Source organism: Sporolactobacillus mangiferae (assembly GCF_023336505.1).
Lineage (GTDB): Bacteria > Bacillota > Bacilli > Bacillales > Sporolactobacillaceae > Sporolactobacillus > Sporolactobacillus mangiferae.
Genome location: NZ_JAMAST010000029.1, coordinates 1 through 13,904, shown reverse-complemented (window position 1 = coordinate 13,904; position 13,904 = coordinate 1). Strand labels below are relative to the sequence as shown.

Genomic DNA, 13,904 nt, shown 5'->3' with positions numbered 1-13,904 from the left:
CTAAGAGCAACACCCTGTGAAAGTACGTCCTGCAAGCAACGCGAAAGTCTCCATATACTGTGGGAATAGGAATGGCTTTCTTCGCCCGGTTTTCTAATTTTTTGAACCCCCCATGACTTGCCTAACGGTTCAGGACAAGAAAAAAGCCCTGCAGCGCAGGGTAAAAAGTGGATATAAAGCGATAAAACGTCAAGCGCCAATCATGATGGGCAATCTGATCAGCATTCCATTTTATCTATCCAAGAAAAATAACTGGGTAACCATGCAAGGTGCAAAGTATTATGATGGGCATTTAACAACTCATAACATGGATATTATAACGCATCGTCCGAAAAATGTAAAGGCTTTCACAGTCTATCTTCCCCAATACTTTTTTTACGCGCAGATTTTATTTCTTTATTTTTACTAGCGTGTATCCCGCATCTGACACAGCCCTGAACAGCTGACGGTTGGTCAAAGGCATGCGCATATGTACAACAGCCTCTTTTTTCCTCAATTCTGCTTCAGCATAGGCACCATCCAAACGATTCAGTGCGTGCTCAACGCGTCGTACACAATGTTCACAAGTCATGCCTTTAATCTCTAAGACTGCCTTATACGGATAATGAGCAGCATTTCGATCCGCAGCTTTAACCTTTTTTACCCGCTGCCCGCTGCCTTCGCAGCACCCGCCTTTCATTCTCAGAAAAGCGCCTCGCACCGCAAATAGGAACAGCACGGCAAGAATAATAAAAATCAAAAAGGTAGCCATCGACGATCACTTCCTTAACCTCTGTATGGTTATTTTCGAATCATCGCTCTTAACTCAGTACCTTGGAGTTTCGGAATCTCAGCAATTTCACCGGACCTGCAGATCGCTGTCTGCCGAAGCTCCTGAATGGGGCAACTGCCGCTTAACCCACAGTCAGTACATGACCCTTTGTTCTTAAACACATGCCGGAGAGCCAGCATCAACAAAAAGAGCAGGACGATAAAGATCACCAGTGTTGGACTATTCATCGGCTCAGCCTCCTTATAAACGTTCTGAATGATTCTCTACCCGTTCACAAAATTGAGTATTACTGTCTCACACCTGAGCTTCCTTGCCCTTAAGCAAAAATCTCCTGCTTTCGGGCACAGGACGAAACAATAAGTACAGTGCAGCAATGACCAGAATCATGGCCAATACCGCCCCAAAACCAAACGCGTGCCCAAGGAAAAACACACTTCCAAGCTGGTAGGTAATAAAGGCAAGAGTATAGCCGAGCACTGTCTGATAACCTAAGGCAGTCAATGCCCATCTCAGCCCACCCATTTCTCTGGCGGTGGCGCCGATCGCAGCAAAGCATGGCGGGCAGAAAAGATTGAACATCATGAAAGAGAGTGCACTGACACTGGTAAACATTGAACCAATTCCTGCAACTAAAGCATGTGTATTTTCTTCATTCGCTACGCCATTTAAAACTGCCAGCGTACTCACCGCATTTTCTTTTGCAACTAGAGCACTGATGGTCGCAACAGCACCTTTCCATGTTCCGAATCCAAGAGGAGCGAAAAACCAGCTGATTGTGTTTCCCAGTCCGGCAAGCATACTGTTATCCACATTGTCGACCATTTGCAGATTCCATCCAAAAGAAGACAAGAACCAGATTAAACTGCAGGCGATGAAAATAATTGTTCCCGCCTTGGTAATAAAATGTCTACCGCGTTCCCACATATGAATCAGTACACCTTTGAGAGACGGCATCCTATAGGCAGGCAGTTCCATTACAAACGGTGCAGGTTCGCCGGCAAACATTTTTGTTTTCTTTAAAATAATACCGGAAACAGCAATCATCGCAATACCAAGCAAATACATGATTGGCGCAATCCAGGCCGAACCATGGAAAAAGGTGATCGTGAACATGGTGATGATAACCATTTTTGCTCCGCATGGGATAAAGGTTGTCAGCATAATGGTCATGCGTCGGTCTTTATCATTTTCAATCGTTCTTGTCGCCATGATACCCGGAACACCACATCCGGAGCTGATTAAAATAGGAATAAAGGATTTTCCTGAAAGACCAAACCTGCGGAACAGGCGATCCATGATAAAGGCAACTCTCGCCATATAACCGGAATCTTCCAAAATGGCAAGAAAGAAAAATAAAATCATCATTTGCGGAACAAAGCCAAGCACTGTTCCGACGCCACCGATAATCCCATCAACAATCAGACCGTTCAGCCAATCCGCAGTACCCAGCATTTCTAAAAAATGATTGGCACTGTCGGTTACCCACGTTCCGAAAAATGTGTCGTTCGTCCAGTCCGTGACGACAGAACCAAGAGAGGTCACCGACACATAATACACGATCCAAATCAAGCCAATAAAAATGGGGATGGACAAAAAACGATTGGTGACAATCCGGTCAATCTTGTCAGAAGCCGTGAGCTTTCGTTCTAATTTATGTACCGTATGACTAATAACACGCGCAATAAAATCATATCGTTCATTTGTAATGACCGATTCGCAGTCATCTTCATATTGCTTTTCAATTTTTTCAATTATTGTATGCAGCTGCTTTGCTGAAGATTCCGTAAGTGGATGTGCAGTCAGTACTTGCTCATCCTGTTCTAAATATTTTATCGCATACCAGCGCGGACAATTTGTTTCAAACTGTTTGCTTACTCGTCCAGATATCTCGGAAATTGCATCTTCAATCTTACTGCTGAAAATGGGGGCAGGCGTTACAACTTTTTTTGTCTTAGCCAAATCAATTGCTTTTTCTGCCGCCTCAAAAGTGCCAACGCCTTTCAGAGCCGAGGTTTCGACAACGGCACAGCCAAGCTCCGCGCCGAGTTTCTTAACATTAATCCGATCCCCGCTTTTCTTCACGATATCAATCATATTCAATGCGATCACGACAGGAATACCCAATTCAATGATTTGTGTCGTAAGATAAAGATTACGTTCCAGATTTGTTCCGTCGACCAGGTTGATAATCACATCGGGCTGTTCTTGTATGAGATAATTTCTGCTGATGACCTCCTCCATAGTATAGGGAGACAGTGAATAAATACCGGGAAGATCAGTAATCCATATGTCATTGTGCCCCTTAAGCCGCCCTTCTTTTTTTTCAACCGTAACGCCTGGCCAATTGCCAACATATTGGCTGCTGCCGGTTAAATGGTTAAACAGTGTTGTCTTTCCGCAATTCGGATTGCCGACTAATGCGATTCGAGTTGTCAATGTCAATAGCCTCCCTAAAATTTGTACCTGTCTGTCCTTCACTGTAAAACTTTTTATTGGAGTTCGATTTTTTCAGCCTCAACCTTACGAATGGATAGTTCGTATCCGCGTACATTAATTTCAATTGGATCGCCGAGCGGTGCTACTTTTCTTATGAATAATTGAGTTCCTTTCGTGATCCCCATATCCATAATCCGCCTTCGAAGTGCACCTTTTCCAAGAATACGCGCAACCAGCACAGTTTCACCCGGCACTCCTTCTCTCAATGTTCTCATAATGATTTCCTCCTTATTGATCAGGCAGTAAAAACTCTTCTTGCCATGGCTTTACTGATCGCAATCCTCGTTCCTTTCAGTTTAACAATAACATTGCCATCTGCCTCAGCAATAACTGAGACCTCAGCATTTTCAACAAATCCCAGATTTCCTAATAGACGACGTGTCTCATCTTTCCCGCACACGCACGCTACATGTACCTTCTCACCTCTTCGAATCAAGCTTAACGGCACTGCATGCTGACAATTCTTTTTAACGACTTGCGGCCGACAATTAAATGCTGTCTCAGCAATACTCATTTTGTTCTCCATTGCACTCCGCTCCTTGAGTGTTACATTATTAGACGTGATCGTCTCATGATTTTTTGTGAAATAGTGACTGTTTAATTTTATGGCTGACTGTTTAATTTTTTACTGGTTTATTGAAAACATGATAAACCTGTGCCTTCTGCGAATGAGCCAATCCATGGAATACAACCTGAAACACCTTTTTTGATAATGATAATTGTTTTCAATTAAATTTTAAGTTATTTTTTCAGCGAAAACAATGTGAAAATATGAACTTATTATGACAGCCTTTCAATCATCCCATAGTCCGTTTCTTTGCATTTTTATCAGCCAGACTGCACATTTTGGCATTTTTAAATGAAAAATGAAATAATCTCCTAAAGTTCGTCATATATATTTACAAATTGTTCCTTTCAACCTATGATTTTATTGGGAGGCGTTGGCATGGCTGGACAGAGCAAAGATTCTGTTGAATTAGATTTTAAACAAATGATGGATCGGATCATGGACGCGATATTGATCCTGAATGATGAAAAAATTGTCTACTCGAATAAAGCGGCAAATCAGCTGCTCTCTTTTGATGAACAGGCGTCGCTGTGTGGCCTTTCAATCGGCATATTTGTCAATCCTTCCAGTATGCCTTTAGTGCGCACCGCATTGGATAAAATCACTTTCTGTCACTCAGATCGGGAAGCCATTCAATTAACCATCCACGCTGGGAACAACCTGGAGATTCCCGCCGATCTGTTTCTCTGCCCGCTTCATGATGAAGATCGCTCACTGATTCAGTTAACCGTTCGAGATATCAGTGAGCAAAAAGCAGCTGAAGAAAGCTTCATTCAATCCGAAAGGCTTTCGGTCATTGGCGAGCTTTCTGCAGGAATCATTCATGAAATCCGCAATCCATTGACATCGATCAAGGGGTTTTTACAGTTAATGCAGTCAAGCGGGCATCTTAACAGAGACTACCTGACAATTATGTTGCGTGAGATTGAGCAAATCGAAAAAATTACAACTGAACTTTTATATTTTACTAAACAAAAAAACGAACAATTTACAATTATCGACATGAATCGGATCGCTGCTGAATCGCTTCAGTTGTTCGAAGCCCACTCCAAAAAACAAAATATAACACTTCATTTACAGCTGAATCATGAACCACATTGCGTTAAAGGTGATCGTACACAGTTGAAGCAAGTGTTTGTTAATTTAATCAAGAATGCATTTGAAGCGAGCCCCGCCAATGGTGAAATTACTGTCCGGCTTGCTTCGAGTGATCAATGGATTGAGGTCGATGTTCAGGATACGGGTTCCGGCATCCCCGAACATCTGTTTGATCATTTGGGAAAATCCTTTTTTACAACAAAAGTCACTGGCACAGGCCTCGGTCTCATGGTCACTTACACGATTGTCAAACACCACAAAGGCATCATTTCCGTTTCCAGTGAAGAAAATAAAGGAACAACCTTTCACTTGCGCTTCCCGAAAGCCGTAGCAGAAAAAAACAATGTGGATTGAAAACACCGCTGAATGATCATTCAGCGGTGTTTTTATAAAAAGTGTTCTCAATTTTACTATACATTTTTGCTCATTGACACATACAACAACCTTAAAAGGTTTTGTTAGAATATGCTTCTGTTTTTAACCGTTTATACCCCATGTGCCGTGGATCAGAAAGAAACATTACATGTAAATATAGTTAAATTAAAACTATGAATCTATCTGTCCCATCTCATTCTTCGTAATGAGCAACGATGCCTGCCTCATCGTCAAGGATCAGTTGAAGTGCACCAAACGGATTCAGCTTCATTTCCGTCTCCAGCCAATACCTTATAGCTTCAATAATATTTTCTTCAACCAGTATTTGCTTTCGACTGTTTAAAAGCGCTTCTGCAGAGAAACCATAATCATCATCAAACAACAATTCAATTTGGATTTCCTGCGGCGCTACTCCCTTTTTTTGTGCCAGATGCAGACACAGCGCATTGACAATATCCTGCTCGGAAATCGTCATCGTTTCCATGAACTGGAGTCCTCAGATTTTCTCCGTCTGACAACACCGGCAAAGATATAACGTATTAATGCAATAACGACCAAAATGGCAATTAAGTTAATCAGAAAACCGGCGATCATGCCAAGTCCGCCAAAATGAGAGAGCAGACTGCCGAATAACAGTCCCGACAGGCCTCCGAAGATCATGCCGCGCATAAAACTGCCGCCGGTAAATCGTTTCGCGTTCGTCGCTGCATTCGTATTTTTGCTGCTCTTATTGTTAAATAAAGAGCGCGTCCCTACACTGCGGTTTGACTGAAAACTTTTGACACCGGACCGATAACCCTTGGCACTCGCCTGCTGATCACTGCTGTGAAACACGTAATCTCCGACAGGCGTAAAAATAAGTGCAAGCGCTAGAAAGGCAGCCATTATTTTCTTCATAAGCAAAATTCAGTCCTCCTATGCTGTTCATCCTGTTATATATACGGGTAACGTCCCGAAAAGTTTCAAGGTTCAGTGCTGTTCATGAATGGTGTGCGTCTGTGCCCGCATGTACGCATCCTGCAAACGATGCATCGCTTCTTCAAGCAAACGATGCGAACAGGCTAAGTTGATTCGAACAAACCCGGTACCGTTCCTGCCGAACGAACTGCCTGGGTTCAGTGCCAGTCTGGCTTTATGAATTAAAAAATTCTGAAGCTGTAATTTTGTTAAACCGGTAGTACGACAGTCAATCCATCCGAGATATGTACCTTCAATTGGTGTCCACTTGAAATCAGGGATGTTCTTTTTCAAAAAACCACTGACATAGCTTACATTTCCATCAATATATGTGATACACTGATCGAGCCAATTTTCGCCAAATCGATAGGCTGCTTCAGCAGCGACCACTCCCAATGCGTTCGGCTCACCCAGGCTGAAATGATGGGTCTGCCTTAAAAAATTTTTTCTATATTCAGGATTGGCAATGATAATATTGGATATTTGGAGCCCGGCCAAATTGAACGTTTTGCTTGGTGCAGTGCATATAATTGAATGTGCTGCCGCCTCATCAGAAAGTGCTGCAAATGGAGTATGAACACGGCCTTTAAAAACAAGATCACTATGAATTTCATCGGATATGACCAGAACGTTATATTTAAGCGCAAGTGTCGCCACAATATTGAGCTCATCTTTAGTCCAGACTCGGCCGACCGGATTATGCGGTGAACATAAAATCATCATTTTTACTTTTGGGTCAGACAATTTTTGTTCCAAGTCCTCAAAATCCATGCGATAGCTTCCGTTAATATTAATTAGCGGATTCATGACTAACTCTCGTTCCTGGTTTAATACCGCTTGTGAAAATGGCGGATACACAGGTGGCTGAATCAGCACTTTGTCTCCCTTTTTCGTAAATCCTTTAACAATAAGATTAAGCGCGGTAACCACACCAGGACTGTGACAGATCCACTTTTCTTCAATTGCCCAATGATGGCGCTTACGCATCCAATTTTTTACAGCTTCCAGATAGTCTTCTGAAATTGCTGTATATCCGTAAACTGCATGATGCACACGTCGCTCAAGTGCGTTCGTCACTTCATCCGGCACTTGAAAATCCATATCAGCGACCCACAGTGGTGTTAATTGTTCTCCTTGAAAAATACGATCTGCCTCATCCCATTTAACAGATGCCGTCCCTCTTCGCCTAACTGGTGTATCAAAATCATACACTTTCCCCATTGCCTCCATCTCCTTTCTCATAGTGCATACAATGGCACTCGCTTATCATCTACTTTAGCCGACGTGGCATACATTAGTCGCATTCCCTCCCTGTTTTCAATAATCGTCTGACAACATGTCTGTTCCGCTTCTGTTAACTCGAGTCGTGCCATATTGGTAATTCGATTTAGTTTTTTAATCATTTTATCATGAATGTTAATGAGAAACTTTATTTTTGATTTTCTACCGAACACGTCTGCTCTTTGTGACAAACAGCATGATTCATTAATCTAGTCAATTAGAAAAAAAGAGCAAACATGAATTCTTGACTTCTCTCTGCGTTCTGAATATAATAACAATACTTATAAAGGCGTTGACAGGGACTAGTAGACAGTGAACGAGCGCAAGAGAACGGCATCCGTAGGCTGTAAGGTGCCCCGCTTCCTTCATGTCGAACCTGCCCTTGAGCTGTTCGGTGATAAATCGGGCCGTTTTCTTCACGATACGAAGATTTGAGAGAGTACGGAAATGCGTCCGTACTAATTAAAGGTGGTACCGCGGGCAAAGCCTCTCCCCGTCCTTTTAAACCAGGATGGAGAGAGGCTTTTTTATGAAAGGACATGGACCAATTATGGATTCAAAGCGTGTGGTTGTCAAAATCGGCAGCAGTTCTTTAACTGATGACCGTGGACAGTTAGATCATGTAAAGCTTCACGATCATGTCGCTGCCATTGCAAGATTGAAGTCATCCGGCCATGAAGTGATTGTTGTTTCTTCAGGCGCAGTCGCTGCCGGCTATTGTGGATTAGGCTACCCGGCACGCCCGGTGACCATCGCTGGAAAACAGGCGGCGGCAGCCGTTGGACAGGTTATGCTCCTCAGCAACTATGCGGGGATGTTTGGAAAATACGGAATGACTATCGGACAGCTGCTGCTTGCACGACAGGATTTTGAGCGTCGCGAACAAATGAGCCATGCTTACTCTGTATTGTCCGAGCTGCTGAAGCGATCAGTTATTCCGATTATCAATGAAAACGATTCGGTTTCACTCGCTGAACTTACCTTCGGAGATAATGACATGCTGTCCGCACTCGTCAGTGGTTTGGTGCATGCTGATTTTCTTGCCATTCTAACCGATGTTAATGGACTGTATGATAAAAATCCTAATGAATATAAAGACGCTGTCCGTTATCATTTTCTTGATCACTTGCCAGATCACCTATTAGATGAAACAAGCACCGCATCGGGTTCAAAGGTTGGAACCGGTGGCATGAAGTCCAAGCTTCGCGCTGCGCGTACCGCACTCTCGCTCGGTGTACGCACCTTTATCGGCACAGGATCCGGACCAAATAAACTCGTCGATATCATCGGTGGCCACGGAAACGGCACATATATTGGCGCCGAACATTTAAAACCGTCGCTCAAAGTCACAAAGCAGTGGATTGCACTGCATTCTCCGGTTTCCGGAAAAATAGAAATCGATGATGGTGCCGTGCATGCACTTATGCAGGAAGGAAAAAGCCTGCTCCCGGCCGGTGTTAAAAAAGTGACCGGACATTTTCTGGCCGGAGAAGTCATCCAAATTATCGACCAGAAAAAACATGTCCTCGGTAAAGGCCAGGTGAACTATTCATCTGAACAGCTTAATGAAATTAAACAGCTGCCAAGTGCCCATGCGATGGCCGTTGCAAACAGCACACATCCGGAGGTCGTCCATCGTGACAACTGGGTACCGTGGACAACTGTTCTATTTACAGATAATAAAAAAGGAGTGACTAATCATGATGCACATTGATCACGAAAACGAATTACTTGATAAAGCAAAAGCTGTGCGCCTCGCTTCCCAAAAAATATCTGGAAAATCCGAGCGAGAAAAAAATAATGCGCTTCGAGAAATCGCTGAACAACTTGTGAAAAATACACGTGCAATTCTTTCAGCAAATCAAATGGATATGGATCACGCCAAAGAAAAAGGGATGCCGAATCCATTATTAGACCGTTTAATGCTGAATGAAAAGCGTATTCATACAATGGCAAAAGCGCTTGAGCAGCTGGCGGAACTTCATGATCCGATTGGCGATGTACTGGAAAAATGGGTTCGCCCGAACAATCTGCACATCAAGAAAATACGCGTACCAATCGGTGTCATCGGGATGGTTTACGAGGCAAGGCCGAATGTTACCATTGATGCGGCAGGTCTGTGCATAAAAACAGGAAATGCTGTCTTTCTTAGGGGAAGCCGATCAGCCTTGCAATCCAATAAAGCGCTTGTTTCAATCATTCAGCGAGCATTGCGTTCGTCTGATTTTCCACCGGAAAGTGTCCAGCTGCTCGAAGATACAAGCCATGACACAGCAAACAAATTTTTCCGCCTGAACGGATGGATCGATGTCCTGATTCCCCGAGGAAGCAGCAGGCTCATTCAAACGGTGATTCAACAAGCGAGCATCCCGGTTCTGGAGACTGGCGCGGGAAACTGTCATGTTTTTATCGACGAAACAGCAATTCCAAAAATGGCGATCAGCATTGTGCTTAATGCAAAAACACAACGTCCTTCAGTCTGCAATGCTATTGAAACAGTCATTGTACACAAAAAGTGGTTTGACAGATATGGAACTGATTTAATTGAGGCGCTGCAGGCAGCCCAGGTTAATTGCCGCATCGATCCGCTTGAAGCAAATCAATTTCCCGAACTCCCGATCGCAACAGAAGAAGATTGGGCGACCGAATACCTGGACAAAATTATTGCCGTAAAGATTGTCGATTCACTGAATGAAGCGATTCATCATATCAATCACTACGGCACGAAGCACTCAGAGTCTATCATAACGGAAAACAGTGATCATGTTGCAATTTTTTTTCAGAAGGTTGATGCCTCTACTCTTTATCATAATGCCTCTACCCGTTTTACTGACGGCGAAGAATTTGGATTTGGTGCCGAAATAGGAATCAGTACACAAAAACTGCATGCCCGGGGACCTATGGGACTGAATGTTTTGACCAGCATCAAATACCTTATTGAAGGCAGCGGACAAATTCGAGAATAAAGGCATTTCATGATTAAGATAATGATAAGATTTTAGTTTCCAGAAAATAGTATTAGAAAACTAGGCTTTGCCAAGCCACTGGCGAAGGTAAAAACGCCATCGTACTTATAACTATACTCCGCTGAATTTTAAACTTTCAAGGTATAAAAAAAGAGAGTGCTCATCGTTAACTTTTGAGTCACCCTCTTTTTGATTGGCACTTGTTAATCATGTTATAGATCCGTTACAACTAGATATGCTACCTTTACAGGACCATGAACACCGACAACAAGGCGCATTTCAATATCCGCACTGTTACTTGGTCCTGAAATAAAATTAATATATGAAGAAAGCGGTTTGCCTTTTTTCACTGTATCTTCAATGAGCTGCATTGCCTGAGTCAGCCTGGGAACAATACTGCTTTTTGGAACAATGACAATCGAAGTTTCTGGAAGAAGACTGACACTTCTCGCTTTATCTTTATCGTTGAACAAGCCTGCTGTTGCCGATTCTGCAAGCATGATATCGCAAATTGAAAGACCGATATTGGCAGAAGTTGCTTTATCGATGTTTATTTGCCCTTTTTCATAATCCCATGTAAATACTTCATACTTATCAAGCACAGTGTTCAAACCAAATGTTTGAAATCGCGGATCATTTGTCGCCACAATCTGACCCGATCCATATTCGGCAATAACTTGATCCAGCTGATCCGCCAATTCATCTGCCGTCGTTTCATATACTTTTGTATGGATCGGTTCGCATGCTTTCTTCATCATCTCCATGAGCTGTTCATCTGTATAATCCTGATACACGCTTCTCTGAGGAGTATGTGCCCATACCGGCTGATCAGATGGCTCTCCAGGACTACGATGTAATTTACTTGCAATTTTTTTTAAAAAAGCATCACGATTTTCAATGGTTCCGTTCATAGCGACTCACCTGTTCCTTTACCCTGGGCATGTATTTCTGCTTTATGATGGTGCTTAAACCATGTTCTGAAATTTTCGCTGCTTGGTGCCGGCAAGTCTCTGCCATGCGTCCAGGGTTTCATTGGGCCCGGACCTTTTTGTATCGATCCATCATGTACCAGCGGTTTCAGTACAATCGGTGCCACTTTTACACCAGCCTTGAAAAGCATTGGCGAGGATGCGCCAATACTGAATCCCTTCATGGCAGCTTTCTCAAGAGCTGGCGGATGTCCGCCTCCTTCAACATATTTCTGGCGGTGACGGATTAACAGTTTATGCAGCGGAATCTTAACTGGACAGGCCTCTGTACATGCTGCACATAAACTTGATGCGTAAGGTAATTTCCCATATTCATCATAGCCGCCAAGAATTGGTGACAGTACAGCGCCGATCGGCCCTGGATAAATTGATCCGTAAGCATGACCGCCAATGTGCCGGTAAACGGGACATACATTGATGCAGGCTGCACATCGAATGCAGTGCAACGCAGGCTGGAATTCAGTACCTAAAGCGTTGGACCGGCCAGCATCCACAATGACCAGATGATAATCTTTTGGACTGTCAACAGCCTCTTGATTACTATCTGGTGTTATATCCGTAACATATGTGGTCAGTTTTTGCCCAACAGAGCTTCTGCAGAGCAGTGAAACAACAACATCAAGCTCGTTCCATGTTGGCACAAGGCGCTCCATACCCATCACGGTAATTTGCGTTTCCGGAAAGGTCGTCACCATATTTGCGTTGCCTTCATTTGTTACAAGGCAAATACTGCCTGTATCCGCGACCGCGAAGTTGCAACCGGTAATGCCGACATCCGCTTTTAAAAACTTTTCACGAAGCGTTTTCCGTGCAAAACCGGCAAGTTCCTTAGGATCATCGCTGCCTTTATAACCCAATTTCTTAAAAGCGTCTCTTATTTGTGTTCGGTTTTTATGGACAGAAGGAACGACAATATGAGACGGATGATCGTGATCTACCTGAAGAATGAACTCAGCAAGGTCTGTTTCAAGTACTTCACAGCCCTCTTCTTCAAGCGCCTCATTTAAACTGATTTCCTCAGTTACCATTGATTTAGCTTTAACAACATGCTTTGCGTTTTTTTCTTTGCAGACCTTTTTGATGTATGCCTGCGCTTCTTCAGCAGTTTCTGCAAAAAACACATGGCCACCACGCGCGGCAAAGTTATCACTCAGCTGTTTCAGATAATAGTCTAAATGATTCAGTGTATGGGCTCTGATTTCTTCCCCGGCACTGCGCCACTCTTCCCAATCTCCTAATGCTTTATCGCCAATTGTTGCGTTTAGTTTTCTGTCCCGCAGACCATCCTGAGCTGAAGATACCGCATTGACCATAAACGTATCATGAATAGCCTTATCCACACCTTCAAAGAATGGTCGATTTCCGACTTTCATCGGCATACTGCTCATCTCCTTCAGTCTGATGGCTGTTCAGTACATGTGCAATATGCAACACCTTTATCGGTTTTCCAAAGCGCTTTATTCTGCCTCCAATGTTCATTAAACAGCTTGCATCCGCGCCAATAACTACATCAGCCTTCGTTTCTTCAATATGACGGATTTTCTCATCCACCATCTGCTCGGATATTGGTGACATTTTTACTGAAAAGGTACCGCCAAAACCACAACAATCATAGTTATTCGGCAGCGGTACAAGATCAAGTCCTTTTACATGCTTGAGCAGAGTATAGTGAGATTCACGTTCTCCCAGAAGACGTGTCATATGACAGGATGTATGCAGCGTCGCTCTTGCATGATATTCGGCACCCAGATCGACAATACCAAGTTTACGAACAATAAATTGAGTAAATTCATAGGTTTTTTCAGCAATTCGCTGTGCCCTTTTTTGCCATTCTGGTTCGTCAGCAAAAAAGCCAGGATACTCATGAAACATGGTTGCACAGGAACCTGAAGGGCAAACGATATAATCAGAGTGCTCAAAAGCCTTGATCATTTGTTTTGCCGGGCCCTTTGTATCCTTTGCATAGCCACTATTATAAGCCGGCTGACCGCAGCAAATCTGTCCCTCTGGAACGTCCACGTCACACCCAAGCCTCTCTAAAATTTCAGTGACATCCTTTAATACATCGACATAAAACAATTCTCCCAGGCATGTTGTAAAAAGAGAAACCCTCATTATTCCCAACTTCTTTCCTTTTGTGACCTTTAATATTACTCTATTCATCTACTTGCCCGTTTATAGACAGAGTTTGTCACAAATTCTTCACTTACCACTCACATTTTATACATATTTAAAAAAAGATCAACCCTATTCAGTAAATTACAATGATTATTTAGTTATAGTCAATATTCCTTTTTTCTATCTGATTTTCAGTCTATCACTTGAACGTAGAATCTGCCAGTGTATTTCACCTTTTCAGAATTTGTACACGTTGATTATTCGAACGCTGAAAATTTCACTTA

At 43.1% G+C, this 13,904-nt stretch carries 14 protein-coding genes and 1 other annotated feature; of the genes, 3 read left to right on the top strand and 11 right to left on the bottom strand.

The annotated features are described in order from the left end of the window. Positions 1-388: 388 nt before the first annotated feature. From M3N64_RS13645 to M3N64_RS13625, 5 genes are all read right to left on the bottom strand, one after another. A complete protein-coding gene (locus M3N64_RS13645; RefSeq protein ID WP_249104071.1) occupies positions 389-751 on the bottom strand; it encodes a heavy-metal-associated domain-containing protein in 363 nt (120 codons plus the stop codon). Positions 752-780: 29 nt separating this feature from the next. Further along, positions 781-999 (bottom strand): hypothetical protein, encoded by a 219-nt coding sequence (locus tag M3N64_RS13640; protein WP_249104066.1) that lies wholly within the window; start codon positions 997-999, stop codon positions 781-783. Between the two features lie 67 nt (positions 1,000-1,066). Then, positions 1,067-3,208: a ferrous iron transport protein B gene (feoB, locus tag M3N64_RS13635; protein WP_249104062.1), complete on the bottom strand. Its 2,142-nt coding sequence runs from the start codon at positions 3,206-3,208 to the stop codon at positions 1,067-1,069. A gap of 53 nt (positions 3,209-3,261) precedes the next feature. Beyond that, on the bottom strand, positions 3,262-3,483 hold the full coding sequence (locus M3N64_RS13630; RefSeq protein WP_249104059.1) for a FeoA family protein: 222 nt from the start codon (positions 3,481-3,483) through the stop codon (positions 3,262-3,264). A 20-nt stretch (positions 3,484-3,503) separates the two neighbouring features. After that, positions 3,504-3,794 (bottom strand): FeoA family protein, encoded by a 291-nt coding sequence (locus tag M3N64_RS13625; RefSeq protein ID WP_249104056.1) that lies wholly within the window; start codon positions 3,792-3,794, stop codon positions 3,504-3,506. Positions 3,795-4,214: 420 nt separating this feature from the next. On the opposite strand from M3N64_RS13625, the gene M3N64_RS13620 reads away from it, so the two are divergent. After that, positions 4,215-5,288 carry an ATP-binding protein gene (locus M3N64_RS13620; protein WP_249104053.1) on the top strand — a complete coding sequence of 358 codons (1,074 nt, stop codon included), beginning with the start codon at positions 4,215-4,217 and terminating at the stop codon, positions 5,286-5,288. A 214-nt stretch (positions 5,289-5,502) separates the two neighbouring features. Here M3N64_RS13620 and M3N64_RS13615 read toward each other — a convergent pair whose 3' ends face one another. The 3 genes from M3N64_RS13615 to M3N64_RS13605 all read right to left on the bottom strand — a co-directional run bounded on the left by M3N64_RS13615 (position 5,503) and on the right by M3N64_RS13605 (position 7,487). After that, entirely contained in the window at positions 5,503-5,793 is a 291-nt protein-coding gene (locus tag M3N64_RS13615; RefSeq protein WP_249104050.1) for a YxcD family protein, read from the bottom strand. After that, complete coding sequence (locus tag M3N64_RS13610; RefSeq protein ID WP_249104047.1) at positions 5,781-6,206, bottom strand: hypothetical protein; 426 nt, start codon at positions 6,204-6,206, stop codon at positions 5,781-5,783. Before M3N64_RS13610 ends, M3N64_RS13615 begins: the two co-directional genes overlap by 13 nt. Before the next feature lie 72 nt (positions 6,207-6,278). Beyond that, on the bottom strand, positions 6,279-7,487 hold the full coding sequence (locus M3N64_RS13605) for a MalY/PatB family protein (protein ID WP_249104044.1): 1,209 nt from the start codon (positions 7,485-7,487) through the stop codon (positions 6,279-6,281). Between the two features lie 343 nt (positions 7,488-7,830). Beyond that, positions 7,831-8,051, top strand: a binding site (T-box leader). Positions 8,052-8,076: 25 nt separating this feature from the next. Here M3N64_RS13605 and proB point away from each other — a divergent pair. After that, on the top strand, positions 8,077-9,261 hold the full coding sequence (proB, locus tag M3N64_RS13600) for a glutamate 5-kinase (RefSeq protein ID WP_283163470.1): 1,185 nt from the start codon (positions 8,077-8,079) through the stop codon (positions 9,259-9,261). Continuing rightward, complete coding sequence (locus M3N64_RS13595; RefSeq protein ID WP_249104074.1) at positions 9,251-10,513, top strand: glutamate-5-semialdehyde dehydrogenase; 1,263 nt, start codon at positions 9,251-9,253, stop codon at positions 10,511-10,513. Before proB ends, M3N64_RS13595 begins: the two co-directional genes overlap by 11 nt. 212 nt (positions 10,514-10,725) lie before the next feature. On the opposite strand, the gene M3N64_RS13590 is transcribed toward M3N64_RS13595, so the two are convergent. From M3N64_RS13590 to M3N64_RS13580, 3 genes are read right to left on the bottom strand one after another with little or no spacing between them, the layout of a single operon-like run. Next, positions 10,726-11,424 carry a LutC/YkgG family protein gene (locus M3N64_RS13590; RefSeq protein ID WP_249104042.1) on the bottom strand — a complete coding sequence of 233 codons (699 nt, stop codon included), beginning with the start codon at positions 11,422-11,424 and terminating at the stop codon, positions 10,726-10,728. Continuing rightward, complete coding sequence (locus M3N64_RS13585; RefSeq protein WP_249104037.1) at positions 11,421-12,881, bottom strand: LutB/LldF family L-lactate oxidation iron-sulfur protein; 1,461 nt, start codon at positions 12,879-12,881, stop codon at positions 11,421-11,423. Before M3N64_RS13585 ends, M3N64_RS13590 begins: the two co-directional genes overlap by 4 nt. Next, entirely contained in the window at positions 12,847-13,617 is a 771-nt protein-coding gene (locus M3N64_RS13580; protein ID WP_249104033.1) for a (Fe-S)-binding protein, read from the bottom strand. The genes M3N64_RS13585 and M3N64_RS13580 overlap by 35 nt, the downstream gene beginning before the upstream one ends. Between the last annotated feature and the right edge of the window lie 287 nt (positions 13,618-13,904).

What these genes read in the sequence shown, in the direction of transcription:
- M3N64_RS13645 (WP_249104071.1), bottom strand. Translation starts at nt 751, where the DNA reads ATGGCTACCTTTTTGATTTTTATTATTCTTGCCGTGCTGTTCCTATTT.
- M3N64_RS13640 (WP_249104066.1), bottom strand. Translation starts at nt 999, where the DNA reads ATGAATAGTCCAACACTGGTGATCTTTATCGTCCTGCTCTTTTTGTTG.
- M3N64_RS13630 (WP_249104059.1), bottom strand. Translation starts at nt 3,483, where the DNA reads ATGAGAACATTGAGAGAAGGAGTGCCGGGTGAAACTGTGCTGGTTGCG.
- M3N64_RS13625 (WP_249104056.1), bottom strand. Translation starts at nt 3,794, where the DNA reads ATGGAGAACAAAATGAGTATTGCTGAGACAGCATTTAATTGTCGGCCG.
- M3N64_RS13620 (WP_249104053.1), top strand. Translation starts at nt 4,215, where the DNA reads ATGGCTGGACAGAGCAAAGATTCTGTTGAATTAGATTTTAAACAAATG.
- M3N64_RS13615 (WP_249104050.1), bottom strand. Translation starts at nt 5,793, where the DNA reads ATGGAAACGATGACGATTTCCGAGCAGGATATTGTCAATGCGCTGTGT.
- M3N64_RS13610 (WP_249104047.1), bottom strand. Translation starts at nt 6,206, where the DNA reads ATGAAGAAAATAATGGCTGCCTTTCTAGCGCTTGCACTTATTTTTACG.
- M3N64_RS13605 (WP_249104044.1), bottom strand. Translation starts at nt 7,487, where the DNA reads ATGGGGAAAGTGTATGATTTTGATACACCAGTTAGGCGAAGAGGGACG.
- proB (WP_283163470.1), top strand. Translation starts at nt 8,077, where the DNA reads ATGAAAGGACATGGACCAATTATGGATTCAAAGCGTGTGGTTGTCAAA.
- M3N64_RS13595 (WP_249104074.1), top strand. Translation starts at nt 9,251, where the DNA reads ATGCACATTGATCACGAAAACGAATTACTTGATAAAGCAAAAGCTGTG.
- M3N64_RS13590 (WP_249104042.1), bottom strand. Translation starts at nt 11,424, where the DNA reads ATGAACGGAACCATTGAAAATCGTGATGCTTTTTTAAAAAAAATTGCA.
- M3N64_RS13585 (WP_249104037.1), bottom strand. Translation starts at nt 12,881, where the DNA reads ATGCCGATGAAAGTCGGAAATCGACCATTCTTTGAAGGTGTGGATAAG.
- M3N64_RS13580 (WP_249104033.1), bottom strand. Translation starts at nt 13,617, where the DNA reads ATGAGGGTTTCTCTTTTTACAACATGCCTGGGAGAATTGTTTTATGTC.